Below are 22868 nucleotides of genomic sequence, written 5' to 3' on the forward strand. Positions count from 1 at the left end.
GCCACCGCCCCCCGGAAACGAAAAGACCCCGGCGGGGGGACGTCCGGGGTCTTTCCGTTGCGATGGCCTGCCGGCGGCTTACTTGGGCGCCAGGGTCAGGATCCACTTCACCAGCTTCTTGGCGTCGGTCTCCTTGATGGCCACCTTGTTGGGGGGCATCGCGAGGCCGCTGGTCTTGTCCTTCCAGTGGCTGCCGTAGGGGTTGGAGCCTTCCAGCACCACGCGGGTCAGGAACTCGTCGGCACCCGGCTTGCCCTTGTACATCTTGGCCACGTCCTGCCAGGCCGGGCCGATGGGGGCCATGCCGTTGGGGCCGGGGGCGCCCGCCTCGATGGAGTGGCAGGTCAGGCAGCCGCTCTTCACGGCGAGGGCCTTCATGTCATCGTCGGGGCCGGCAACGGCGGCGGTGGCGACCAGCGCCAGCAGCGCCGGAACGACCTTCTTGGGTAAGGCAAACATGTTTCTTCTCCTTGGCTAAAAATTGGATAACGGCCTGGCTCAGGTGGGCTGGACCGACCAGTCGGTCAGCCCGTGGCGCACCGCCAGGTGCATCAGCTTGAAATCGTTGTCCACGCCCAGCTTCTGCCGGATCGAGGACATGTGGTTGTGAATCGTCTTCTGGCTCAGGTGCATCCGGCTGGCGATGGCGCCGGGCGACTCGCCGCTGGCCGCCATCCGCAACACGTCGAACTCCCGCGGGGTGAGGCACGCCAGCGGGGCGTCGCCGTCCAGCACCGACCCGGCCAGCGCCTGGGCCACGTCGGCCGACAGCACCCGCCGCCCCACGGCCACCTTGCGGATCGCGTCCAGCACCTCCACCGGCTCGCTGTTCTTGGTGAGGTAACCCAGCGCCCCCACCCGCATCGCCTGGACGACGAAACTCGGGTTGTCGTGCATCGACACCACCAGCACCCGCAAGGCCGGCTCCCGCGCAAGCATGCGCCGGATCGCCTCGATGCCGCTACTGCCGCGCAGGCTGATATCCACCATCGCCAGATCGATGCCGCCGCCGCACAGCCGGGCATAGGCCTCGTCGGCGGAGGCGGCCTCGGCCACCACCTGCATGCCCTCCTCGGCGTCGAGCAGGCGCCGGTAGCCGTTGCGGACCACCGCGTGATCGTCCACCAGCAGGATGCGGATCATGGCGGCCTCCGTCTCAGGCCAGGGGCAGGCACAGGCGCACCTGCAGGCCGCCGCCGGGGGCTTCGTCGAAGCAGCACGAGCCGCCCGCCATCTCGGCCCGCTCGCGCATGCCCAGCAGCCCGCCGCGGGATCGCCGGACGATGTCCTGGGCCTGGCCCACGCCGTTGTCGCACACCGTCAGCTCCACCGCCTTGCCCACCTGCCGCAGGGTCAGCCGCACCCGGCTGGCCACGCTGTGGCGCAGCACGTTGGTCAGCGCCTCCTGCACCGTGCGGTAGAGGGCCAGCCCGGCCGCCGGCGGCAGGGCCGGCAGCGACTTGGGAAACGCCGCCTCGATCCCGATCTGGGGCGCCCGGCCCCGCCAGCCCGAGACCAGATCGTTCAGGGCGTCCATCATCTGCAGCCCCTCCAGGCCGTGGGGGCGCAGCTGGGAGAGCAGGTTGCGCACCTGACCGATCATGCGGGTGGATTCGCTGCGGATGTCGCGGGCGCTCTGGGCCAGATCGTCGGGCGAGGCCCGCCCGGCGTGACGTTCGATGTAGGCGGCGGAGACGCTCACCGCGGTGAGGGCCTGACCGAACTCGTCGTGAAGCTCCCGGGCCAGCTCGCGACGCTCGCTCTCCTGCAGGTCGAGGAGCCGGCGAGCAAGCTGCCGACGGGCCTGACGAGTCTCGGCAAGCTCCTCGGACATGCGCTCGATGGCGCTGGCGATGCTGGCAAACTCCTTCAGGCGGAAGGCCGGCAGGCTCACCCGCCCCTCTTCCCGCCCGACCTTCGCCAGACCCTCCTCCAGCTCGCGCACCGGCTTGAGCGCCCGGTGGGCGGCCAGCCAGGCCACCGCCGCCATCGCCAGCGAGAACACCACCAGCGTCGCCATGATGCGGGCACCGTCGCGCAGCACCTCGTGGATCTCGGCCCGCGCATCGGCCCGGATCACCAGCGTACCGTCGCCCAGCGGAATGCGCCGCTCATGGATTTCGCGCCCGTCCAGCAGATGATCCACCAGCGCGTCCAGCACGCCGCGGCGGGCCGGCGCCGGCGCCTGCTCCAAATTTGAGCGCTCCACATGGAGCGACACGTGCCGTAACTGACCACCCGCGAGCAGCGCCTCCAGCTCGCCGACCCGGGATTCCGGCGCGGCGCTCACCGCCAGCATGGTGTTCACCAGACGTGTCGAGGCCGCCATCTCCTCGGCCACATCCTCACGCAGCGCCAGCCCGACCCACGCCGCCGCCGCCAGCAGCAGCGCAAGCGCAAACCCGAGCACATAGCCGAACAGTCGCCAGCGCAAGTCCATCGGTGTCCCCCGTCATATATTCCTTTGGGAGTAACCAGAGCAAGGCATGTGCCAACCTGCCCCGCCGACCGGGAAGAGTTCCCCGAGCGCCGGGGAGGCGTTCCCACGACAGCCTCCCCGCCGCGCTCCGATACTGCTGGCGCAGCGGGCCCTTCGATCGGCAGGCCCGCGGCCCATGACAACGATCTCGGAGACAAGGAGTCACCATGAAGCTCACCAGGCACGTCCACCTCAAACCCGCCCTCCTGGCCCTCGCCCTGTCGGCCCTCTTTGGCGGCGGCGCCCACGCGGCCGGCACCCGGGTCACCTGGGACGACATCCGCAACGATGACAAGACCCCCGGCGACGTGCTCACCTACGGCCTTGGCCTCAAGGCCCAGCGCCACAGCCCCCTCAAGACCCTCACCCCGAAGAACGTCGGCGGCCTGGTGCCTGCCTGGAGCTTCTCCTTCGGCGGCGAGAAGCAGCGCGGCCAGGAAGCCCAGGCCCTGGTCCACGACGGGGTGATCTACGTCACCGCCTCGTACTCGCGCATCTACGCCATCGACGCCCGCACCGGCAAGCGCCTGTGGGAATACGAAGCCCGGCTGCCCGAAGACATCCGCCCCTGCTGCGACGTCATCAACCGCGGCGCCGCCATCTACGGCGACAAGGTGTTCTTCGGCACCCTCGACGCCGGCATCGTGGCCCTCAACAAGGACACCGGCAAGGTGGTCTGGAAGAAGAAGTGGGGCGACCACAAGGTGGGCTACACCATGACCGGCGCGCCCTTCGTGATCCAGGATCAGCAATCCGGCAAGGTGCTGCTGGTGCACGGATCCTCCGGCGACGAGTTCGGCGTGGTGGGCTGGCTGTTCGCCCGCGATACGGAGACCGGCGAGGAGGTCTGGGCCCGCCCGATGGTGGAAGGCCACATGGGCCGTCTCAACGGCAAGGACAGCACCCCCACCGGCGACCCGAGCGCCCCCACCTGGCCCAAGGACAAGGACGGCAAACCCACCGAAGCCTGGCACCACGGCGGCGGCGCCCCCTGGCAGACCGCCAGCTTCGACATCGAGAAGAACATGGTCGTGATCGGCACCGGCAACCCGGCCCCGTGGAACACCTGGAAGCGTACTCAGGAAGGCGACGACCCGCGCAACTGGCCCAGCCTGTTCACCTCCGGTCAGGCCTATGTGGATGCCAGCACCGGCGAGCTGAAGGGCTTCTTCCAGCACACCCCCAACGACGCCTGGGACTTCTCCGGCAACAACTCGGTGGTGCTCTTCGAGTACAAGGACCCGAAGACCGGCAAGCTGGTGAAGGCCTCCGCCCACGCCGACCGCAACGGCTTCTTCTTCGTCACCGACCGGGAGAAGCTCGCCACCGGCGCCGGCTACCCCAACAAGCCCACCTCGCTCATCGGTGCCTGGCCGTTCGTGGACGGGATCACCTGGGCCAAGGGCTGGGACGTCGCCACCGGCAAGCCCATCGAGACGGGCAACCGCCCGCCTGAACCCAAGGCCGGCGCCGAGAAGGGCGACAGCGTGTTCGTCTCGCCCCCCTTCCTGGGCGGCACCAACTGGATGCCCATGTCGTACAGCCCGGACACCGGCCTGTTCTATATCCCCGCCAACCACTGGGCGATGGACTATTGGACCGAGCACCTCACCTACAAACCGGGCTCCGCCTACCTGGGCCAGGGTTTCCGCATCAAGCGCCTGTTCGACGACCACGTGGGCACCCTGCGCGCCATCGACCCCAAGACCGGCAAGATCGCCTGGGAGCACAAGGAGAAGTTCCCCCTGTGGGCGGGCACCCTCACCACCGCCGGCGGGCTGCTGTTCACCGGCACCTCCGACGGCTACGTGAAAGCTTTCGACGCCAGGACCGGCAAGGAACTGTGGAAATTCCAGACCGGCTCGGGGGTCGTCTCGGTGCCCATCACCTGGGAGATGGACGGCGAGCAGTACGTGGGGCTCGCCTCCGGCTACGGCGGCGCCGTGCCCCTGTGGGGCGGCGACATGGCCGACCTGACCAAGCAAGTCACCCAGGGCTCCTCGTTCTGGGCCTTCAAGCTGCCCAAGCCGGCCCGCTGACCCAGCTTCCCCGGGCGTCGCACACCGTACCGACGCCCGGCCATCGTCCAACCCGGCCGGGCACCGCCCCGGCCCCCCGGGAGACCGCCATGCCCCTCACCCGCGGCACCCTGCTCGCTGCCGCCTTGCTCGCCACGCCGGCCCTGGGCGCCGGCAACCCGGCCGACCCCCTCGTCTTCGGCACCTGCGGCATGTGGCCGCACGCCCGCTGCCAGGGCGCCGACCTGCGCCACAAGGATCTCTCCGGCCTCGATCTGGCCGGGGCCGACTTCACCGGCGCCCGGCTCGCCCGGGCCGACCTGCGGGCCGCCAATCTGGCCGGCGCCATCTTCGACGGCGCCGATCTCACCGGCGCCCGGCTCAGCAAGGCCAACGCCCCCGGCGCCTCCTTCCGCAACGCCCGGCTGGTGGGCGCCGACCTGGAGTTCGCCCGCCTGATGCGCGCCGACTTCAGCGGCGCCGATCTCACCGCCGCCAACCTCGAAGCCGCCAAGGCGCCCTTTGCCTGGTTCCAGGGTGCCCGCCTCACCGACGCCAACCTCCAGGAGACCAAGTTCAACGCCACCAACCTGCGGGGCGCCAACCTGGAAGGGGCCTTCCTGCGCTACACCATCTTCCCCGACTCCGCCTTCGAGGGCTGCACCGGCTGCCCCACCGACTGGTGACGACCATGCGCCCTCTTCTGCCTGCCCTGCTCGCCGCCGGCCTGTTGCTGCTCGCCCAGCCCGGCCTTGCCGCCACCGCCGCCGAACCGGACGGCCCGCCGCCCGCCTTCGACACCGACGGGCTCCCCCCGCTGCCCGCCCCACCGGCGGCCACCAACCCTTTCCGCGGGCACCCCCGCGCCATCGAACTCGGCCGCGAGGTCTTCAACCGGGTGTGCGCCCAATGCCACGGCGCAGACGCGATGAACAAAGGCCAGGTGGGGCCCGACCTGCTCAAGATGGACCGGGCCTGCGGCCGCATCGCCGACCCCGCCACCCGCCAGCTCTGCGTGGCCGACAACGACCAGTTCTTCCTCAAGTCGGTGCAGGAGGGCAAGGTCCGGGTCGGCGTCACCCACATGCCGGCCTGGAAGCGCCACCTCCCACCACCGCTGATCTGGGCGATCCGCAGCTTCCTCGAAAGCCGGCGCCCCTGAGCGCCGCCCAAGAAAAAACGCCGCGTCCCGAAACCGGGGCGCGGCGTTTGCGTTGCAGCGACGCGGGCGATCAAGGCAGGCAGAGCTGGCCAGCCACCGGGGCCGGCTTGCCGATGGTGGAACCCATCACCGTGAGGTGGCCGCTCACGTTGGCGTAGGCGCCCTTGCCGTCGGTGCCGGAGATCAGGATCTGCTCGGTGGTCAGCTTGGGCGCAAGCTGGCCGGTGGCCGACAGCTGCGGCTGGATCACCACCACGTCGGTGGTGTACAGGGTGGTGCGACGGGCGCCCTGACCGATGTACATCGTCGTCCGGGCCGTCTGGACGATCTGGCGCGGCAGCGCGGCACCCGCCGCCGGCACCGCCACCGGCGCCATCGTGGCCGGCGCCCCCGGCACCATGCTGACCAGGGGCTCGACGGTGCTGCCAGCGTAGCCCGTCGCCGTCGGGAAGCCGGCCAGGTTCAGCTGGACGCTGAAGCAGTCGCCGGGGAACAGGGTCGCCGGCGTACCCGGCTGGGCAACGGTGCGGATGGTGCAGGCGGTGTCGGGCAGCAGCTTGACGGCACCGACGACCGGCACGCAGGCGGCACCGGCCCCCGTCGAGGCGAGGGCGAGCAGCAGCGGAAGGGCAAGTGCGGGGATGAATCGAAGCTTCATGGCGGATTTCTCCAGTGGTCGAAGGAAAGGGCAGGGGCGCCGCTCGTCAAGCGGCAGGCAGTGCGTGATTGTTCCGGCTGGCAGCGGTTTCGCGGCGAAGATCGGCACCGTGCCACGAGATTTCACGCTCCGCCTCCGCTAGCAACCCATTATGGGTTTTGATGGCACCAAACACGGGCGCCATCCTTAAGGGAGGCTTAAGACAGCGCGCCCATAATCCGCGCCGATCCCCGTGCCGGAGTTGCCATGTCGTCGTTTCCCCTCCACCCGCGCTACAGGCGCACGCTGGCCGCCTGCGCCCTTGCCGGCCTCGCGGCCACGGCCGGCGCCGCCGACCCCGCCTTCGTCGCCATCGCCCCCTCCCAGGGCCAGGCCCTCGGGCTGGTCACCCAGCGGGTGGTGACCGGCGTGGGGGGCGCGGCGGCGGGCCTGCCGGCCACGGTGAGCGTGCCCAACAGCCAGGTGCGGGTGATCGCCGCCCCGCTGCCCGGCATCGTCGAGCGCCTCGAAACCGCGCCGGGGATGAACGTGAAGAAGGGCCAGCTGCTGGTGCGCATCTCCAGCCCCCAGGCGCTAGAGCTGCAGCGCGACCGGCTCCAGGCCGACGCCCAGGCCACCCTCGCCCGCCAGACCCTGACCCGGGACGAGCAGCTCTTCCGCGAGGGGCTGATCGCCGAAGGACGCCTCCAGGCCAGCCGGGCCAACGCCGCCCAGAGCGCCGCCCAGGCCGCCGAACGCCGTCAGGAGCTGGCGCTGGCCCAGCACAGCGGCGGCCAGACCCTGTCCCTCGTCGCGCCCATCGCGGGCAGCGTGCTGGAGCAGCACGCAAGCGTCGGGCAGCGGGTCGAGCAGTCCGCGCCGCTCTACCGCATCGCCCGCCTCGACCCCCTGTCGGTCGAGATCCAGGCACCGCTGGCGGTGGCCGGTCAGGCGAAGGTCGGCACCCCCCTGCGCATCCCCGCCACCGGCGCGCGGGGCGAGCTGGTCGCCATCGGCCGCGCGGTGGACCCGGCCACCCAGAGCGTGCTGCTGCGCGGACTGGTCACCCACGGCGCCGACAGCCTGCGACCGGGCCAGGCCACCGCGGTCGACCTCGAACTGGGCGTGGCGGGCAGCACCGGCAGCGGGCCGCTGCAGGTGCCATCGGCCGCCGTGCTCCGCCACGACAACCGCCAGTGGGTCTTCGTGGCCACCCGCGACGCCGGGAGCCCGGGCTACCGGGCCGTGCCGATCCAGGTGACCGGCCGCCGCGGCGACACCAGCCTGGTCACCGGCCTCGCGCCAGACGCCACCGTGGTCACCGGCGGCGTGGCCGCCCTCAAGGCCACCTGGCTCGGCATCGGCAAGGAGTGACGGCCACCCCGCCAGCCACGCCCCCGCCCCTTCTTCTGCGCCCGCGACCCCCATGCTCTCCCGCCTCATCGAGTTCTCCCTCACCCAACGCCTGCTGGTGCTGGTGGCCACGCTGCTGCTGATCGGCGCCGGCACCGTGGCCTGGAACGGCCTGCCCATCGACGCCTTCCCGGATGTCTCCACCACCCAGGTCAAGCTCATCGTCAAGGCGCCCGGGATGACCCCGGAGGAGGTCGAGTCGCGCATCACCGTGCCCATCGAGCAGGAGATGCTGGGCATCCCCCACCAGCGCATCCTGCGCTCCACCTCCAAGTACGCCCTGGCCGACATCACCCTCGATTTCGAAGACGGCACCGACATCTACTGGGCCCGCCAGCAGGTGGGCGAACGCTTCGCCGGCGCCGCGGGCAACCTGCCGCCGGGGGCCACCGGCGGCCTCGCGCCGATCACCACGCCGCTGGGCGAGATGTTCATGTTCACCATCGAGGGCCCGATCTCGCTGGAGCAGAAGCGCACCCTCCTCGACTGGACGATCCGCCCCGCCCTGCGCACCGTGCCCGGCGTGGCCGACGTGAACAGCCTGGGCGGCCAGGTGCGCAGCTTCGAGGTGACGCCCGACCCGGCGGCCCTCGCCGCCCGTGGCCTCACCCTCGCACAGCTCACCGCAGCGCTGGAGGCCAACAACCGCAACGACGGCGCCGGGCGCCTCTCCGAAGGCGAGGAGACCCTGCTGGTACGGGCCGAAGGCGCCATCCGCAACCTGGACGACGTGCGCGCCATCGTGCTGCGCAGCGACGGCGGCGTGGTGCAGGTGGGCGACGTGGCCGCCGTGCGCATCGGCGCCCTCACCCGCTACGGGGCGGTCACCCGCAGCGGCGAGAGCGAGGCGGTGGAGGGGCTGGTGCTCGGCCTGCGCGGCGCCAACGCCGGCAAGGTGGTCGATTCGGTGAAGGCCCGCCTCGCCGAGATCGCCCCGCAGCTGCCGCCGGGCGTCAGCGTGGTGCCCTTCTACGACCGCAGCGAGCTGGTCGGCCGGGCGGTGCACACCGTCGCCAAGGCGCTGGTCGAGGCCATCGTGCTGGTGCTGGTGCTGCTGCTGGCCTTCCTGGGCAACCTGCGGGCGGCGCTGGTGGTGGCGCTCATGCTGCCCCTGGCCGCGCTGGCCACCTTCATCGCCATGCGCACGGTGGGGCTGTCGGCCAACCTGATGAGCCTGGGCGGGCTCGCCATCGCCATCGGCATGCTGGTGGACGCTGCGGTGGTGGTGGTCGAGAACGTCGAAACCCAGCTCGGCGAAGGCGGCCCCGCCGGCCGGCTGCCCCTGCTCCATCTGGTCTTCCGCGCCACCCGCGAGGTGGCCGCCCCGGTGGCCTCCGGCATCCTCATCATCGTCATCGTGTTCCTGCCGCTGCTCACCCTGGAGGGCCTGGAGGGCAAACTGTTCAGCCCGGTGGCGCTGACCATCGTGTTCGCCCTGTCGGCCTCGCTGGTGCTGTCCCTCACCGTGGTGCCGGTGCTGGCCTCCTTCCTGCTCAAGCGCGGCGACGCCCACGAGCCCTGGCTGGTGCGCAAGCTGCAGGCCGGCTACGCGCCGCTACTGCGCTTCGCCCTCGCCCGCGGGCGGCTGGTGGCCGGATTTGCCGGGGCCTCGCTGGTGGCCGCCGGCCTCGCCTATCTCGCGCTCGGCAAGACCTTCATGCCAACGATGGACGAAGGCGACATCATCATGCAGCTCGAAAAGCTGCCCTCGATCAGCCTCGACCAGACCGTCGCCACCGACCTGCGAGTGCAGCGGGCGGTGCTGGCGGCGGTGCCGGAGGTGAAGGCCATCGTCGCGCGCTCCGGCTCCGACGAGCTGGGCCTCGACCCGATGGGGCTCAATCAGACCGACACCTTCCTTGTCCTCAAGCCCCGCGACGAGTGGCGCCAGCCCGACAAGGACTGGCTCACCGACCAGCTCCGGGCGGCGATGGAGAACTTCCCGGGCATCGCCCTCACCTTCACCCAGCCCATCGACATGCGCGTCTCCGAGATGCTCACCGGCGTGCGCGGCGATCTGGCGATCAAGCTCTACGGGCCCGACCTGCCCACCCTCAACCGCCTCGCCACCCAGATCGAGGCGGTGGTGAAGGCCGTGCCCGGCGCCGAGGACACCATCACCATCCGCAACGAGGGCGTGCAGTACCTCAAGGTGCAGGTGGACCGGCTGGCCGCCGGCCGTTTCGGGCTCAACGTGGAGGACGTCCAGAACAGCCTGCGCAGCCTGCTCGAAGGGCGCATCGCCGGCACCGTGATCGAGGCCGGCCGCCGCGTACCGCTGCTCGTCCGCGGCCCCGGCAGCCTGCAGAACGACCCGGAAGCCTTCGCCGCGATCCGCCTCACCGCGCCCGACGGCCACAGCCTGCCGCTGGCCAGCGTGGCCCGCATCGAACGCGTCGACGGCCCGGTGAAGGTAGACCGCGAGAACGCCCAGCGCTACGCGGTGGTCCAGTCCAACGTGCGCGACCGCGATCTGGTCGGCTTCGTGGACGAGGCCAAAGCCGCCGTCGCCGCCCAGGTGACCCTGCCCGCCGGCTACCGCCTCGCCTGGGGCGGCCAGTTCGAGAACCAGCAGCGCGCCGCCGCCCGGCTGGGCGTGGTGGTGCCGGTGGCCCTGGGGCTGATCTTCGTGCTCCTGTTGTCCACCTTCCGCTCCACCCGTCAGGCCCTGCTGGTGCTGGCGATGGTGCCCTTCGCCATGGTCGGCGGCATCTTCGCCCTGGCGCTGTCGGGCGAATACCTCTCGGTGCCGGCCTCGGTGGGCTTCATCGCGCTCCTGGGCATCGCGGTGCTCAACGGGGTGGTGATGGTGAGCTACTTCAACCAGCTCCACGCCCGCGGCATGCCCATCGGCGAGGTGGTGGTCGAAGGCGCCCGGCGCCGCCTGCGCCCGGTGCTGATGACCGCCAGCATCGCCGCCCTGGGCCTGGTGCCGCTGCTCTTTGCCAGCGGCCCCGGCTCCGAGGTCCAGCGCCCCCTCGCCATCGTGGTGATCGGCGGGCTGGTCAGCGCCACCGCCCTCACCCTGCTCCTCTTGCCGCTGCTTTACCGCCGCTTCGGCATCGCCCCCGTCACCCCCATCGCCCCATGAGCCAAGACTCAAGCCCCGTCGTCCTGACCTTGGTGATGCCCGCCGAGGTCGAGGACGCCCTCATCGACACCCTGCTGGAACACCCCGACCTCGCCCCCGGCTTCACCACCGACGCGGTCGAGGGCCACGGCGAGCGCATCCGCCTCGCGGGCACCGCCGAGGAAGTGCGCGGCCGCGCCGCCTACTGCCGGGTCCAGCACGTCACCACCCGGGCCGCCGCCGACACCCTCCTCGCCATCCTGCGCGAGCGCTTCACCGGCAGCCGGGTATATTTCTGGATCACCCCCGTGCTGGCCTTCGGGAGACTCGAATGACCCGCCGCCTGCTCGCCCTGCTCCTCGCCCTACCCCTCTGCGCCCACGCCGGCAACCCCGCCGACGCCCCCGATCTGCCGCCCCGCGCCCAGGTGCAGGAAGCCGTCCTGGCCAGCCCCCAGGTGCGGGCGGCCGGATCGCAGATCGCGGTGGAGGAAGCCCGCAGCCGGCGCCTCGAAGCCGGCCCCCACGAATGGAACCTGCGCCTGATGGACCAGCAGCGCCGGGTGCGCCCCACGCCGGCCGGCCGCTACAACGAGTGGGAAGTGGGCGTCGAGCGCGCCATCCGCCTGCCCGGCAAGGGCGAACTCGACCGCCAGCTCGGCACCGCCGGCATCGCCAGCGCCCGCATCGCCCGGGGCGACGCCCTCCACGAAACCAGCCGCATGCTGCTGGCCGCCTGGTTCGACTGGCTGCGCGAGGACGCCGCCGCCGACCAATGGCGCCGCCAGCGCGACATCCTCGCCCGCCAGGCCCAGGCCGTGCAGCGCCGGGTCGAGCTGGGCGACGCCCCGCGCCTGGAACGCCTGCAGGCCGATGCCGCCCTCGCCCAGGCCGAAGCCCAGCTGGCCCAGGCCGGCGGCCGCGCCCAGGTGGCCGCCGAATCCCTGCGCCGCCTCTACCCCGCCCTCAGCCTGCCGTCCGGCATGCCCGAAACCGCCCCGCCCGCCGTGGACGACGACGCCGCCGGCTGGATCGCTGCCATCCTCGAACACAACCACGAGCTGGGCGTGGCCCGCTCCGAGAGCGCCCGCGCTCGCCTCGGCGCCAGCCGCGCCGACGCCGAACGCCGGCCCGACCCCGCGGTAGGCGTGCACGTCGCCCGCGACAAGGGCAGCGAAGAGCAGGTGGTCGGCCTCAGCCTCAGCATCCCGCTCTCCGGTGCCGGCCGCCGGGCCGACGCCGATGCCGCCGCCGCCCACGCCGAAGCCGCCGCCTGGCGCGAGGCCGGCGTGCTGCGCCGGGTCGAAGCCGAAGCCGCCGCCCTGCATCGCCGCGCCCGCGCCGCCTGGGCCGGCTGGCAGCGTCAGCAAGCCGCCGCCGACGCCCTGGGCAAGAGCGCCGACCTCACCGAACGGGCCTGGCAGCTGGGCGAAGGCAGCCTCACCGACACCCTCAACGCCCGCCGCCTGGCCCACGAGGCCCGCCTCGCCGCCCGGCTGGCCGGGCTCGACGCCGGCGAAGCCCGCTATCGCCTGCTCCTCGACGCCCACCGGCTATGGCCGCTGGACATGGACGCCCACGACGACGACCACGATCACCCCTGACAGCCCGCCCCCGGCGAGTGCAGCCCGATCCGGTTGCCCTCGCTGTCGGCAAACATCGCGATGAAGCCGATCTCCGGGCTCAGCTCGGTCTTGGGCATCAGCACCGTGCCGCCGGCTGCCACAGCCCGCGCCAGCGGCACGGCCAGATCGTCGCCCCCGTCCAGGTAGATCACCACCCCATGGTCGCCCGGCTTGCCGTCCGGGCAGGCCAGCAGCGCGCCGCCCGTGGCCGGCTCGGCGTACGGAAAGACCGCCATGCGCAGGCCGCACGTCTCCTCCACGGTCAGGGTGACGGCAAAGGTCGTCTCGTAGAAGCGGCGGGCGCGCTCCAGATCGGCGACGGGGATCTCGAACCAGTTGATGAGTCGTTTCACGATGGGCTCCTGAATGCTGCGTTGTTGGAGCCGTCATTCTGGCCACCCCCTCCTGACAGCATGGCGTCAGCAGCGCCAACGTCCGCCGCCGATGGCCGCGTTATCCTGACAGCCCCCTGTCAGGAGCCCCCCATGCGCCGTGCCGACCGCCTGTTCCAGATCGTCCTGCTCCTCGACCGGGGCCGGGCCGTCACCGCCCGCGAGCTGGCCGACGCCCTGCAGGTCTCCGAGCGTACCGTCTACCGCGACATCGCCGACCTCTCCCGCTCCGGCGTGCCCATCAGCGGCGAAGCCGGCGTGGGCTACCTGATGCGCCCCGGCTACCGCCTGCCGCCGCTGATGTTCGACCCCGACGAACTCGCCGCCCTCGCCCTGGGCAGCCGCATGGTGCAAAGCTGGGCCGACCCGACCCTCGGCCGCGCCGCCGAGCGCGCCCTGCTGCGCATCGAGTCGGTGCTGCCCAAGGCCCTGCGCCACGACCCCGCCCGGGATGCCCTGCTGGTGCCCGGCTTTCACGTGCCCGCCGCCATGCGCACCCCGATGACCGAACTGCGCGAGGCCATCGCCGCCCACCGCAAGCTGCGCCTGGCCTACACCCGCGCCGACGGCGCCGCCAGCGAGCGCATCGTCCACCCCGTGGGGCTGGTGTTCTGGGGCGAAACCTGGACCCTCGGCGCGTGGTGCGAGCTGCGCGGCGACTTCCGCAGCTTCCGCCTCGACCGCATCGCCGCCCTCGCCCCCCTCGACGCACACTTCGACGGCAACGGCCTCCTCGCCCGCTACCTGCAGGCCGCGCAGTGTCAGAGCGACACCGCAGACCCGCCCTGACACGATCCGACACTACCCAAACGTCGTAAGGCGTGCCAGAATCCGCTCCCGGTTTGTTTCCATCCGAACGACGTCCGATGAGCACCTCCGACGCCAATCACTGCCTCGACTGCGGCGCCTGCTGCGCCTTCTTCCGCGTGTCCTTTTACTGGGCCGAAGCGGAAACCCGGGGCATTCCCGCCGAACTCACGGAGCCGATCAACGCCCGCTTCAGCTGCATGGCCGGCACCAACCAGCGGGCGCCCCGCTGCCACGCCCTGGCTGGCGAGGTAGGCCAGCGGGTCGGCTGCATCATCTACGCCCACCGCCCCGCCCCCTGCCGCGAGGTTCAACCCGGCGACGACCAATGCAACAAGGCCCGCGCCGGCTATGGCCTGGGCACCATCGAAACCTGGTGCTGGCAGTCGCCCATCCCGACCGGCCTCACCGATCCGCTCCACGCCGATACGCCCGGCCCGCCCGCCGACTGACGCCCCCGCGCGCCCATGAAAAAGCCCCCGCCTGCCGATAGCTAGCGGCAGCACGGGGGCCATGGGCGACGCCCGAACGGGGCGTTCAGCCCGCGTCGACGGTGCGGGCGATCAGCGCCTTGATGGCGTCGGCGTCCACGTCCATCACCTCCACACGCTGGGGCAGCGCCTCGATGTTCTCGAGGCCCGCCGGGCGCGCCGGCTTGCGGCCCAGCGCCTCGACGATGGTGTCCTCGAACTTGGCCGGCTGGGCGGTCTCGAGCACCAGCGTGGGCATGGCCGGGTCGCGCAGCGCCAGCGCCACCTTGAGGCCGTCGGCGGTGTGGGTGTCGATCACGGTGGCGTACTGCTCGTCGGCCAGGCGGATCGTCGCCAGACGGTCGGCGTGGTTGCTGCTGCCGGACATGAAGCCGTAGTCGGCGATCCTGGCAAATTCCGGCGTGGCCGACAGATCGAAGGCGCCGCCGGCATCCACCTTGCTCCACAGCTCACGCACCTTGGCGCCATCGCGGCCCATCAGGTCGAACACGAAACGCTCGAAGTTGGAGGCCTTGGAGATGTCCATCGACGGGCTGGAGGTGGCGTGGGTCTCGGCGGTGCCGCGCGGGCGGTAGATGCCAGTGCGGAAGAACTCGTCGAGCACGTCGTTCTCGTTGGTGGCGAGGATCAGCTTGGCCACCGGCAGGCCCATCATGCGGGCGATGTGGCCGGCGCAGATGTTGCCGAAGTTGCCCGACGGCACCACGAACGAAACCTGCTGGTCGTTGCTCGCGGTGGCCGCAAAGTAGCCCTTGAAGTAATAGACGATCTGCGCGGCGACGCGGGCCCAGTTGATCGAGTTGACCGCGCCGATCTTGTACTTGGCCTTGTAGGCGTGGTCGTTGGAGACCGCCTTCACCACGTCCTGGGCGTCGTCGAACATGCCGCGCACGGCGATGTTGAAGATGTTTTCATCCTGCAGCGAGTACATCTGGGCGCGCTGGAAGGCGCTCATCCGGCCGTGGGGCGACAGCATGAACACCCGCACGCCGTGCTTGCCGCGCATGGCGTATTCGGCGGCCGATCCGGTGTCGCCGGAGGTGGCGCCGAGGATGTTGATCTGCTCGCCGCGCTTGTCCAGCACGTACTCGAACAGGTTGCCCAGCAGCTGCATGGCCATGTCCTTGAAGGCGAGCGTCGGGCCGTTGGACAGCTCCAGCAGGCCAAGTCGGCCCGGCTCCAGCCAGTGCACCGGGGTGATCTCCACGGCCTTGGCGTCGTCACGCACGTAGCCGTACACCGCGGCGGTGTAGGTCTTGTCGCAGATGGCCTTGAGGTCGGCGGCGGGGATGTCGTCGATGAAGCGCGACAGGATCGCGTAGGCCAGTTCGGCGTAGGAGAGCGAGCGCCACGCGTCCAGATCGGCGCGGGTGACCTGCGGGTAGGTCTCCGGCAGGTAGAGGCCGCCATCCGGCGCCAGGCCGCCAAGCAGGATGTCACAGAAGGATTGAGGGGCAGACTGGCCGCGGGTGGAGATGTAGCGCATGGTTCTCGCCGAAATGAAAAACGAAAGCCTTGGAAGATAGCACAGCCGGCGAGCCTTGACCGTGCCGGGCGCTGCGGCCCGCGGTTCAGGCGGTGGACCGTGCCCCCGCCAGCCCCGTCGCCATCACGCCGGCAAACAGCAGCACACCTGCCGCCAGCAGCAGCGCACCGGCCGCCACGCCCGCCGTCAGCAGGCCGCCGCCCGCCAGGAACAGCGCCGTCCGAAGCGCGCCGAAGCGCACCAGCGCCGCCCGAAGCCGGGCCCGCGGCGGCGTTGCCGGCCCGGGAAAGCGCCACACCGGCAGCAGCTGCGACAGCGCACCCGTCACCAGCGGCAGCAGGAAGAGCGCGAAGAAACCCGTCACCGCCGGCCGCCCCGGCAGCCAGCCCAGCCCGTGGGCCAAGCCCGCCGCGATCACCGCCAGCAGGCCCAGGCCCGCGCCGAACAGCGCCACCGCCGCGCCGTCGCCCAGGATGCGCCGGGCGCCGAGGGTCTTCAGCCAGCCCGCCAGGGTGTGGACGACCACGCCGGCCAGCACCAGCGCCCCCAGCGACGCCAGCCCCGGGGCGAACCCCGCCAGCGCGCTCAGCGCCACACCCCCCAGCGCCCACGGCAACTGCCGGCGCAGCCGCAGCCCGGCCTGGGGGTCGGGCAGGCCGAGGGCGGTGGGCATCAGCACATGGAGCGTGCCCACCGCCGCCAGCCCGATGAAGCCGAGGGTGTTGAGGTGCAGATGCGCCAGCCGTAGTGGGGCATAGGCCGCCGGCCACAGCAGCCCGACGAGGATCGCCGCCAGCGCCGTGAGCAGACAGGCCAGCGAGGCCTTGTACCAGGCGAGGCCCGGGTGAGGCTTGCCCAGGCAGGCCCGCCCGCGCCGGAAGGTCCAGCCCAGCATCGGGCCGGTCGCCGCCAGCCCGACGAGGATGGCCGGATGCAGCCCCCAGCCCGGGATTGCCCCGGCCAGCACCGCCACCGCCAGCGCGCCCGCCGCCTGCAGCGCCAGCGGCAGCCGGTGGATCGCCGGCTCCACGCCCGGGCTGCGGGTGAGCACCGGCACGAAGTGCCCCATCGCCGCAAAGATCAGCGGCATCGCCCCCAGCGCGAAGGCCGCGTGGGCCACCGCCGCCGCCGGCGCGTCGGCCACCGTCAAGCCCACCGCCAGCGCGAAGGCCGCCACCGCGCTACAGCCGAGATAAATCAGCACTGCCTGCTCCTGTCCTTCGTCCCTGCGCCGCCTGGGGCGACGGCGCCAACCCGGATTGTCCGCCCCAAACGGCCGATCCGACCAAACCCACATCAAGGCCCCCCGACGCCGCTGCCGGCAGACTACCGGCTTCGCCGGCCCCGAGCATGCCATGCCGCCCATCCGCCAAGCCCTTTACGACTTTGCCCGGCGCTACCTGTTCGCCGACGCCGCCCCCCTCTCGGCCCCCGAACGCCGCCGCAGCACCCTGGCCGCACTGCTGGGGGTGACGATCTTCGAGGGCGTGCTGTTCGTACTGCCGGTAGCCCCGGAGGCACGGCGGCTGCTGGCGCCCCTGGGCGCCACCTCGGTGATCCTCTTCGTGCTGCCTCACAGCCCCCTCGCCCAGCCCTGGTCGGTGGCGGGCGGGCTGCTGTTGCCGGCGCTGGTGGGGTTTGCCTGCGGCCGCTGGCTGCCCGACGCCTGGCTGGCGGTGGGCGTGGCGGTGGCCGTCTCGGTGTGGCTGATGGCCCGCCTGCGCTGCATCCACCCGCCCGGCGGCGCGATGGCCGTGGTGATGGCCGGCGCCGCCGCCCAGGGGCTCGACGCCACCACCAGCCTGGGCGCCGCGGCCTGCAACGTGGCCGCCATGCTAATGGCCGCCACCGCGGTGAACAACCTGATCCCCGGCCGCCGCTACCCCCTGTGCTCGCCGCCCGCCGCCGCACCCCGACCGGCCCGCTCCAGCCCGGCCGGCATCCGCCAGCCCGACATCGCCGCCGCGCTGGAGGAGATCGACGCCTACCTGGACGTGAGCGAGGACGACCTGACCCAGGTCTTCCAGCGCGCCGCGCGCCACGCCTTCCACCGCCATGTGCTGCTCACCTGCGGCGACGTCATGGCGCCGGCGCCGGTGTGCGCCGAGTTCGCCACCGAGCTGAACGCGGCCTGGCGGCTGATGAACCGTCACAATCTGGCGATGCTGCCGGTGCTCGACCGCAGCCGAAGGGTGATCGGCCTGCTGCGGCTGGAGGATTTCCTGCGCCACGTGGAGCCCGACAGCGCCCGCGGCATCGGCGACAACGTGCGCCGGCTGCTGCGCCCGACGCCCGGCCCCAACGCCGCCAAGCCCGAGGTGGCCGGCCAGATCATGCTCACGCCTGGCCTGGGGCTGAGGTGCGTGCGCACCGCCGACGGCATCGCCGTGGCCGCCGACCTGCTGGGCGCGGGCGGGCAGGCGGGCGTGCCGGTGGTGGATGAAGACGGCCGTCTGGCCGGCCTCCTCACCCCCGCCGCGATGACGGCGGTGCTGCTCCAGCACGAGGCGCTGGATTACGTGCGGGGCGACGTGGGCATCGCCCGCCCTGAGGTTTGATGCAGGTTCAGCAACAATCGGATGCCGATTGTTGCCAGGAATGAAACCTCAACCCACCTTGGCAAAGTCGATCACGATCGCGCCCGGCTCGCGCTGCTGATAGGTGATCGTCACCTTCTCGCCGTAACGCTGCTGCAGCTGGCCCAGCAGCGGGATCGGATCGTGGTCGTTGCAGAAGCGCATCGTCTCGCCGGGCATCAGCGCATCCAGCGCGCCGAAGATCGCGGCGTGGCGAAAGCGCTTGGCAATGCCGCGGGCGTCGAAGGGGTACAGGGCTTCCGGGGTGGTGTGGTTGCACACGTGAATGGTCTGCATCGAGGTGCTCCTGGGGAATCGATAAAATCCGACTGAATTTGTCGGGTATCGTCAGTGTGCCGTCGCGGGCCGAGCGTTTCCTTGATCTGGATCGGGTTACGTGCAGGTTCCGGTCGACACCGCCGGGAGCACGGCATTACCCTTGGCTTGAACCTTGATTCAGATGGAATTCACCATCGGCGCAAGGGAGGTCGACATGAGACACACTCGCATCGCCGTCATCGCCCTGACCGTCGCAGCGATCGCAGACGGTATCGTGACCACCTGCGCGCTTCCACCAGAATGGGACAGTGTCAGATGGCTCGTCCCGTTTATTGCGATTTACGGGGTTGTCTTCTGGTGGCTCCATCACGACAGCGCGCTCCATGACTACCAACCGTCGGCGTTGCTGAAGGTTGGCATCGTACTGGTCATCATGATCTTCATGCCGGTCTACCTGTTCAAGTCACGCCCGAAGGGACAGCGCCTTCGCCCAATTGCGAGCTTTATCGGACTTGTGCTGTTGTACGGGTTCGTTTCCGGCGTGGTGGGAAGCATGCTCAAGTAGTCCGCTGCGGATGTGCCTGAAAAACAAAAAGCCGCCCAGAGGCGGCTTTTTGCTGGAACCGGGCAAGCCGCGGATTACAGGTTCTCGAGACGCAGGCGGGTCACCTTGCCGGTCACCGAATCCAGGCCCTCGATCTTGGCGATCGCCGCGACCATGTTCTTCTCGATGGTCAGGTGGGTCAGGATGATGATGTCGGTCTGGGATTCGCCCTCTTCCGGCTCGCGCTGCAGCATGGCGTCGATGGAGATCGACTGGTCGGCCAGGATGCGGGTGATGTCGGCCAGCACGCCCGGCTTGTCGAGCACGCGCAGGCGCAGGTAATAGCTGGTTTCCACCTCGTCGATGGGCAGCACCGGCAGCTCGGTGATCTGATCGGGCTGGAAGGCCAGGTGCGGCACGCGGTGCTCGGGGTCGGCGGTGTGCAGGCGGGTGACATCCACCAGATCGGCGATCACCGCGGAGGCGGTCGGCTCGGCGCCGGCGCCCTTGCCGTAATACAGCGTGGCGCCGACGGCGTCGCCCTGCACCAGCACGGCGTTCATCGCGCCTTCGACGTTGGCGATCAGGCGCTTCTCGGGGATCAGCGTGGGGTGCACGCGCAGCTCGATGCCGGAATCGCGGCGGCGGGCGATGCCCAGCAGCTTGATGCGGTAGCCCAGCTGCTCGGCGTACTTGATGTCCACGCCGTCGAGCTTGCTGATGCCTTCCACGTAGGCCTTGTCGAACTGCACCGGCACGCCGAAGGCGATGGAGGCCATCAGGGTGGCCTTGTGGGCGGCGTCGACGCCTTCGATGTCGAAGGTGGGGTCGGCTTCGGCGTAGCCCAGGCGCTGGGCTTCGGCCAGCACTTCGGCGAAGGACAGGCCCTTGTCGCGCATTTCGGACAGGATGAAGTTGGTGGTGCCGTTGATGATGCCGGCCAGCCACTCGATGCGGTTGGCGGTGAGGCCTTCGCGCAGCGCCTTGATGATGGGGATGCCACCGGCCACGGCGGCTTCAAACGCCACCATCACGCCCTTCTTCTGGGCGGCGGCGAAGATCTCGTTGCCATGCACGGCGAGCAGCGCCTTGTTGGCGGTGACCACGTGCTTGCCGTTCTCGATGGCCTTCAGCACGAGTTCCTTGGCCACGCCGTAGCCGCCGATGAGTTCGACGACGATGTCGATCTCGGGGTCGGTGACGACCGAGAAGGCGTCGTCGGTCAGCTTGACGCCGTCACCGGCCACCTTCTTCGCCAGCTCAAGGTTCTTGTCGGCCACGGTGGTGATGCGGATCGGCCGGCCGGCGCGGCGGGTGATTTCTTCTTCGTTGCGCGAGAGGACGGTGAAGGTGCCACCGCCGACGGTGCCGATGCCCAGGAGGCCAACATTGATGGGTTTCATTGTGCAGGTAGGTGTGAGGAGTAAGGGGTTAGGAGTAAGGGCGGCGGAGGCGGAGCGAGGGAGGAGCGTGCTTCTCACTCCTCACTCCTGGCTCCTTACTGCCCATGACGCTTGCGGTAGCTGGCGAGGAAGCGGGCGATGCGGCCGATGGCGTCGCGCAGGTCGTCCTCGTGGGGCAGGAAGACCAGCCGGAAGTGGTCGGGCTGCGGCCAGTTGAAGCCGGTGCCCTGCACCAGCAGCACGCGCTCGGCTTCCAGCAGCTCGGCGATGAACTGCTGGTCGTCCTCGATGGGGTACATCTTGGGGTCGAGCTTCGGGAACATGTACAGCGTGGCCTTGGGCTTGACGCAGGTGACGCCGGGGATCGCGGTGATCAGTTCGTGGGCCAGATCGCGCTGGCGACGCATCCGGCCGCCGGGGGCGACGAGGTCGTCGATGCTCTGGTAGCCGCCCAGCGCGGTCTGGATGGCGTACTGGCCCGGCACGTTGGCGCACAGGCGCATCGAGGCCAGCATGTTGAGGCCCTCGATGTAGTCGGCCGCCGGGCGCTTGTCGCCGGACACCACCATCCAGCCGGCGCGGTAGCCACAGGAGCGGTAGTTCTTGGACAAGCCGTTGAAGGTGACGGTGAGGACGTCCTCGGACAGCGAGCCGATGGAGGTGTGCTCGACGCCGTCGTACAGCACCTTGTCGTACACCTCGTCGGCGTAGACGATGAGGCCGTGCTCACGGGCGATGGCGACGATGCCGCGGAGGGTTTCGTCGGGGTACAGCGCGCCGGTGGGGTTATTGGGGTTGATGATGACGATGGCCCGGGTGTGCGGGGTGATCTTGGCGCGGATGTCGTCCAGATCGGGCAGCCACTCGTTGGCCTCGTCGCAGATGTAATGGCGCGGGGTGCCGCCGGAGAGGCTCACCGCGGCGGTCCACAGGGGGTAGTCGGGGGCCGGCACCAGCACCTCGTCGCCGGTGTTGAGCAACGCGTTCATGGCCATCACGATCAGTTCGGAGACGCCATTGCCCACGTAGATGTCTTCCAGCGTCACGCCCTTGATGTGCTTCTGCTGGGTGTAGTGCATGATCGCCTTGCGGGCCGCGAAGATCCCCTTCGAATCCGAGTAGCCGGCCGCGTTGGGCAGGTTGCGGATCATGTCGAGCTGGATCTCTTCGGGGGAATCGAAGCCGAACGCGGCCAGGTTGCCGATGTTCAGCTTGATGATCTTGTGGCCCTCGTCCTCCATCTTCTTCGCCTTCTGCAGCACGGGGCCGCGGATGTCGTAGCAGACGTTGGCGAGTTTGTCGGACTTGCGGATTGGTTGCACGGCGGTTTCCGTTTCCTGGGTGGTGGGCGTGGGGCCGGTGGCGACACGCGATTTGGCTTGGCGACTCATTGTTCCCCGCGTCGTCGCGGGAGGCGGAACGACGCAAAGCTATAATGTTACCCAAGCCACCCTGACCGGGCAAATCAGCCCCCTGCCGTACGAGCCCAAGACCATGAAACTCCACCTCGACAAGAGCGACCAGTACTTCACCATCGCCCGCTACGACGCCAACCACGTGACAATCGGCGCAGATCGCCACGAATCCAACCTCATCGTGATGCCCGAGCGGCTCGACGCCGGCTGGCACGCCGGCAGCTTCGACACGCTCGACGAGGCCGCCTTCGCCCACCTGGCCGGGCTGGGCTGCGAGATCGTGATCCTCGGCACCGGCATGCGCCAGCGCTTCCCGCCCCCGAAGCTGATGAAGCCCCTGTTCGACGCCCGCATCGGGCTGGAGGTGATGGACCTGGGCTCGGCCTGCCGCACCTACAACATCCTGGTGGCCGAGCACCGCAACGTGGCCGCCGCGTTGCTCTTCGACCCGGCCTGAGCCACCGGCTCCGGATGGGCAGGCACGAGGGCGCCGGCGCGCCCTTCACGGCCAGCCCCCACCGCCCCGGCTTTCACGCCGCGCGGATTGTCAGCCCGGCGCGTTTCGGATTAGGCTGGCGGCGCACCCAACCGAATCCGGAGACATCATGCTCGACCAGGCCGCGCCCGATTTCACCCTCCCCGCCACCGGCAACCCCGCCTTCAGCCTGTCGTCCCTCAAGGGCAGCAAGGTGGTGCTCTACTTCTACCCCAAGGACAGCACCCCCGGCTGCACTACCGAAAGCCAGAACTTCCGCGACCTGCACGACGCGTTCGTCGCCGCTGGGGCGGTCGTGCTGGGCATCTCCCGGGACAGCATCAAATCCCACGACAACTTCCGCGCCAAACAGGCGCTGCCCTTTGCCCTGATCTCCGACCCCGACGAAACCGCCTGCACCCTGTTCGGCGTGATGAAGATGAAGAACATGTACGGCAAGCAGGTGCGCGGCATCGAGCGCAGCACCTTCGCGATCGACGCCGCCGGCATCCTGCGGCGCGAGTGGCGCGGCGTGAAGGTGCCCGGCCACGCCCAGGAAGTGCTGGATTACGTGAAGACGCTGTAAGCCCCCTCCCC

At 70.3% G+C, this 22868-nt stretch carries 23 protein-coding genes; 13 read left to right on the plus strand and 10 right to left on the minus strand.

Going from position 1 to position 22868, the window contains the following annotated elements:
• Positions 1 to 78: 78 nt before the first annotated feature.
• From ACE3N6_RS01825 to ACE3N6_RS01835, 3 genes are read right to left on the minus strand one after another with little or no spacing between them, the layout of a single operon-like run.
• Entirely contained in the window at positions 79 to 459 is a 381-nt protein-coding gene (locus ACE3N6_RS01825; protein ID WP_374243453.1) for a c-type cytochrome, read from the minus strand.
• A 39-nt stretch (positions 460 to 498) separates the two neighbouring features.
• The gene (locus ACE3N6_RS01830; RefSeq protein WP_374243454.1) at positions 499 to 1143 is read right to left on the minus strand and encodes a response regulator; all 645 of its coding nucleotides are present in this window, start codon (positions 1141 to 1143) and stop codon (positions 499 to 501) included.
• A gap of 13 nt (positions 1144 to 1156) precedes the next feature.
• Complete coding sequence (locus ACE3N6_RS01835; protein WP_374243455.1) at positions 1157 to 2440, minus strand: sensor histidine kinase; 1284 nt, start codon at positions 2438 to 2440, stop codon at positions 1157 to 1159.
• A gap of 206 nt (positions 2441 to 2646) precedes the next feature.
• On the opposite strand from ACE3N6_RS01835, the gene ACE3N6_RS01840 reads away from it, so the two are divergent.
• The 3 genes from ACE3N6_RS01840 (at position 2647) to ACE3N6_RS01850 (ending at position 5659) form a co-directional block, all read left to right on the plus strand.
• Positions 2647 to 4518, plus strand: coding sequence for a methanol/ethanol family PQQ-dependent dehydrogenase (locus ACE3N6_RS01840; protein WP_374243456.1), 1872 nt, complete (start codon positions 2647 to 2649; stop codon positions 4516 to 4518).
• 89 nt (positions 4519 to 4607) lie between these two features.
• Positions 4608 to 5183 (plus strand): pentapeptide repeat-containing protein, encoded by a 576-nt coding sequence (locus tag ACE3N6_RS01845; protein WP_374243457.1) that lies wholly within the window; start codon positions 4608 to 4610, stop codon positions 5181 to 5183.
• Between the two features lie 5 nt (positions 5184 to 5188).
• On the plus strand, positions 5189 to 5659 hold the full coding sequence (locus ACE3N6_RS01850) for a cytochrome c (RefSeq protein WP_374243459.1): 471 nt from the start codon (positions 5189 to 5191) through the stop codon (positions 5657 to 5659).
• A 70-nt stretch (positions 5660 to 5729) separates the two neighbouring features.
• Here ACE3N6_RS01850 and ACE3N6_RS01855 read toward each other — a convergent pair whose 3' ends face one another.
• Positions 5730 to 6317: a hypothetical protein gene (locus ACE3N6_RS01855; RefSeq protein WP_374243460.1), complete on the minus strand. Its 588-nt coding sequence runs from the start codon at positions 6315 to 6317 to the stop codon at positions 5730 to 5732.
• 246 nt (positions 6318 to 6563) lie between these two features.
• Between ACE3N6_RS01855 and ACE3N6_RS01860 the strand changes: the two genes are divergently transcribed.
• From ACE3N6_RS01860 to ACE3N6_RS01875, 4 genes are read left to right on the plus strand one after another with little or no spacing between them, the layout of a single operon-like run.
• On the plus strand, positions 6564 to 7670 hold the full coding sequence (locus ACE3N6_RS01860; RefSeq protein WP_374243461.1) for an efflux RND transporter periplasmic adaptor subunit: 1107 nt from the start codon (positions 6564 to 6566) through the stop codon (positions 7668 to 7670).
• Positions 7671 to 7722: 52 nt separating this feature from the next.
• Positions 7723 to 10800 carry an efflux RND transporter permease subunit gene (locus ACE3N6_RS01865; RefSeq protein WP_374243462.1) on the plus strand — a complete coding sequence of 1026 codons (3078 nt, stop codon included), beginning with the start codon at positions 7723 to 7725 and terminating at the stop codon, positions 10798 to 10800.
• Positions 10797 to 11114: a DUF3240 family protein gene (locus tag ACE3N6_RS01870; RefSeq protein ID WP_374243463.1), complete on the plus strand. Its 318-nt coding sequence runs from the start codon at positions 10797 to 10799 to the stop codon at positions 11112 to 11114. The genes ACE3N6_RS01865 and ACE3N6_RS01870 overlap by 4 nt, the downstream gene beginning before the upstream one ends.
• Positions 11111 to 12382 (plus strand): TolC family protein, encoded by a 1272-nt coding sequence (locus ACE3N6_RS01875; RefSeq protein ID WP_374243464.1) that lies wholly within the window; start codon positions 11111 to 11113, stop codon positions 12380 to 12382. The genes ACE3N6_RS01870 and ACE3N6_RS01875 overlap by 4 nt, the downstream gene beginning before the upstream one ends.
• Here the strand turns inward: ACE3N6_RS01875 and ACE3N6_RS01880 are convergent.
• Positions 12373 to 12756, minus strand: coding sequence for a VOC family protein (locus tag ACE3N6_RS01880; protein ID WP_374243465.1), 384 nt, complete (start codon positions 12754 to 12756; stop codon positions 12373 to 12375). The two genes, ACE3N6_RS01875 and ACE3N6_RS01880, sit on opposite strands and share 10 nt — an antisense overlap.
• Positions 12757 to 12888: 132 nt before the next feature.
• On the opposite strand from ACE3N6_RS01880, the gene ACE3N6_RS01885 reads away from it, so the two are divergent.
• A complete protein-coding gene (locus tag ACE3N6_RS01885) occupies positions 12889 to 13584 on the plus strand; it encodes a helix-turn-helix transcriptional regulator (RefSeq protein ID WP_374243466.1) in 696 nt (231 codons plus the stop codon).
• 77 nt (positions 13585 to 13661) lie between these two features.
• Complete coding sequence (locus ACE3N6_RS01890) at positions 13662 to 14054, plus strand: YkgJ family cysteine cluster protein (RefSeq protein WP_374243467.1); 393 nt, start codon at positions 13662 to 13664, stop codon at positions 14052 to 14054.
• An 85-nt stretch (positions 14055 to 14139) separates the two neighbouring features.
• Here the strand turns inward: ACE3N6_RS01890 and thrC are convergent, their stop codons facing one another.
• Positions 14140 to 15579 (minus strand): threonine synthase, encoded by a 1440-nt coding sequence (gene thrC / locus ACE3N6_RS01895; protein ID WP_374243468.1) that lies wholly within the window; start codon positions 15577 to 15579, stop codon positions 14140 to 14142.
• Positions 15580 to 15664: 85 nt separating this feature from the next.
• Positions 15665 to 16783, minus strand: a complete 1119-nt coding sequence (locus tag ACE3N6_RS01900) for a hypothetical protein (RefSeq protein WP_374243469.1) — start codon at positions 16781 to 16783, stop codon at positions 15665 to 15667.
• Between the two features lie 151 nt (positions 16784 to 16934).
• On the opposite strand from ACE3N6_RS01900, the gene ACE3N6_RS01905 reads away from it, so the two are divergent.
• A complete protein-coding gene (locus tag ACE3N6_RS01905) occupies positions 16935 to 18137 on the plus strand; it encodes an HPP family protein (RefSeq protein WP_374243470.1) in 1203 nt (400 codons plus the stop codon).
• Positions 18138 to 18185: 48 nt separating this feature from the next.
• Here ACE3N6_RS01905 and ACE3N6_RS01910 read toward each other — a convergent pair whose 3' ends face one another.
• Entirely contained in the window at positions 18186 to 18452 is a 267-nt protein-coding gene (locus ACE3N6_RS01910; protein ID WP_374243471.1) for a DUF2249 domain-containing protein, read from the minus strand.
• A 163-nt stretch (positions 18453 to 18615) separates the two neighbouring features.
• Here ACE3N6_RS01910 and ACE3N6_RS01915 point away from each other — a divergent pair, with 163 nt between their 5' ends.
• Positions 18616 to 18999 carry a hypothetical protein gene (locus ACE3N6_RS01915; RefSeq protein WP_374243472.1) on the plus strand — a complete coding sequence of 128 codons (384 nt, stop codon included), beginning with the start codon at positions 18616 to 18618 and terminating at the stop codon, positions 18997 to 18999.
• 74 nt (positions 19000 to 19073) lie between these two features.
• Here ACE3N6_RS01915 and ACE3N6_RS01920 read toward each other — a convergent pair whose 3' ends face one another.
• Positions 19074 to 20381 (minus strand): homoserine dehydrogenase, encoded by a 1308-nt coding sequence (locus ACE3N6_RS01920; RefSeq protein ID WP_374243474.1) that lies wholly within the window; start codon positions 20379 to 20381, stop codon positions 19074 to 19076.
• Positions 20382 to 20476: 95 nt separating this feature from the next.
• Positions 20477 to 21772 (minus strand): pyridoxal phosphate-dependent aminotransferase, encoded by a 1296-nt coding sequence (locus tag ACE3N6_RS01925; protein WP_374243475.1) that lies wholly within the window; start codon positions 21770 to 21772, stop codon positions 20477 to 20479.
• A 103-nt stretch (positions 21773 to 21875) separates the two neighbouring features.
• On the opposite strand from ACE3N6_RS01925, the gene ACE3N6_RS01930 reads away from it, so the two are divergent.
• Positions 21876 to 22253: an Mth938-like domain-containing protein gene (locus ACE3N6_RS01930; RefSeq protein WP_374243476.1), complete on the plus strand. Its 378-nt coding sequence runs from the start codon at positions 21876 to 21878 to the stop codon at positions 22251 to 22253.
• Between the two features lie 148 nt (positions 22254 to 22401).
• Positions 22402 to 22857: a peroxiredoxin gene (locus ACE3N6_RS01935; RefSeq protein ID WP_374243477.1), complete on the plus strand. Its 456-nt coding sequence runs from the start codon at positions 22402 to 22404 to the stop codon at positions 22855 to 22857.
• Positions 22858 to 22868: the final 11 nt, after the last annotated feature.

It is taken from the genome of Zoogloea sp. (assembly GCF_041904905.1).
In the GTDB taxonomy this organism is placed as follows: domain Bacteria; phylum Pseudomonadota; class Gammaproteobacteria; order Burkholderiales; family Rhodocyclaceae; genus Zoogloea.

Excerpts from the sequence above, each read along its gene's own strand:
- ACE3N6_RS01825 (WP_374243453.1), bottom strand. The coding sequence starts at position 459 with ATGTTTGCCTTACCCAAGAAGGTCGTTCCGGCGCTGCTGGCGCTGGTC.
- ACE3N6_RS01830 (WP_374243454.1), bottom strand. The coding sequence starts at position 1,143 with ATGATCCGCATCCTGCTGGTGGACGATCACGCGGTGGTCCGCAACGGC.
- ACE3N6_RS01835 (WP_374243455.1), bottom strand. The coding sequence starts at position 2,440 with ATGGACTTGCGCTGGCGACTGTTCGGCTATGTGCTCGGGTTTGCGCTT.
- ACE3N6_RS01840 (WP_374243456.1), top strand. The coding sequence starts at position 2,647 with ATGAAGCTCACCAGGCACGTCCACCTCAAACCCGCCCTCCTGGCCCTC.
- ACE3N6_RS01845 (WP_374243457.1), top strand. The coding sequence starts at position 4,608 with ATGCCCCTCACCCGCGGCACCCTGCTCGCTGCCGCCTTGCTCGCCACG.
- ACE3N6_RS01850 (WP_374243459.1), top strand. The coding sequence starts at position 5,189 with ATGCGCCCTCTTCTGCCTGCCCTGCTCGCCGCCGGCCTGTTGCTGCTC.
- ACE3N6_RS01855 (WP_374243460.1), bottom strand. The coding sequence starts at position 6,317 with ATGAAGCTTCGATTCATCCCCGCACTTGCCCTTCCGCTGCTGCTCGCC.
- ACE3N6_RS01860 (WP_374243461.1), top strand. The coding sequence starts at position 6,564 with ATGTCGTCGTTTCCCCTCCACCCGCGCTACAGGCGCACGCTGGCCGCC.
- ACE3N6_RS01865 (WP_374243462.1), top strand. The coding sequence starts at position 7,723 with ATGCTCTCCCGCCTCATCGAGTTCTCCCTCACCCAACGCCTGCTGGTG.
- ACE3N6_RS01870 (WP_374243463.1), top strand. The coding sequence starts at position 10,797 with ATGAGCCAAGACTCAAGCCCCGTCGTCCTGACCTTGGTGATGCCCGCC.
- ACE3N6_RS01875 (WP_374243464.1), top strand. The coding sequence starts at position 11,111 with ATGACCCGCCGCCTGCTCGCCCTGCTCCTCGCCCTACCCCTCTGCGCC.
- ACE3N6_RS01885 (WP_374243466.1), top strand. The coding sequence starts at position 12,889 with ATGCGCCGTGCCGACCGCCTGTTCCAGATCGTCCTGCTCCTCGACCGG.
- ACE3N6_RS01890 (WP_374243467.1), top strand. The coding sequence starts at position 13,662 with ATGAGCACCTCCGACGCCAATCACTGCCTCGACTGCGGCGCCTGCTGC.
- thrC (WP_374243468.1), bottom strand. The coding sequence starts at position 15,579 with ATGCGCTACATCTCCACCCGCGGCCAGTCTGCCCCTCAATCCTTCTGT.
- ACE3N6_RS01905 (WP_374243470.1), top strand. The coding sequence starts at position 16,935 with ATGCCGCCCATCCGCCAAGCCCTTTACGACTTTGCCCGGCGCTACCTG.
- ACE3N6_RS01910 (WP_374243471.1), bottom strand. The coding sequence starts at position 18,452 with ATGCAGACCATTCACGTGTGCAACCACACCACCCCGGAAGCCCTGTAC.
- ACE3N6_RS01915 (WP_374243472.1), top strand. The coding sequence starts at position 18,616 with ATGGAATTCACCATCGGCGCAAGGGAGGTCGACATGAGACACACTCGC.
- ACE3N6_RS01920 (WP_374243474.1), bottom strand. The coding sequence starts at position 20,381 with ATGAAACCCATCAATGTTGGCCTCCTGGGCATCGGCACCGTCGGCGGT.
- ACE3N6_RS01925 (WP_374243475.1), bottom strand. The coding sequence starts at position 21,772 with ATGAGTCGCCAAGCCAAATCGCGTGTCGCCACCGGCCCCACGCCCACC.
- ACE3N6_RS01930 (WP_374243476.1), top strand. The coding sequence starts at position 21,876 with ATGAAACTCCACCTCGACAAGAGCGACCAGTACTTCACCATCGCCCGC.
- ACE3N6_RS01935 (WP_374243477.1), top strand. The coding sequence starts at position 22,402 with ATGCTCGACCAGGCCGCGCCCGATTTCACCCTCCCCGCCACCGGCAAC.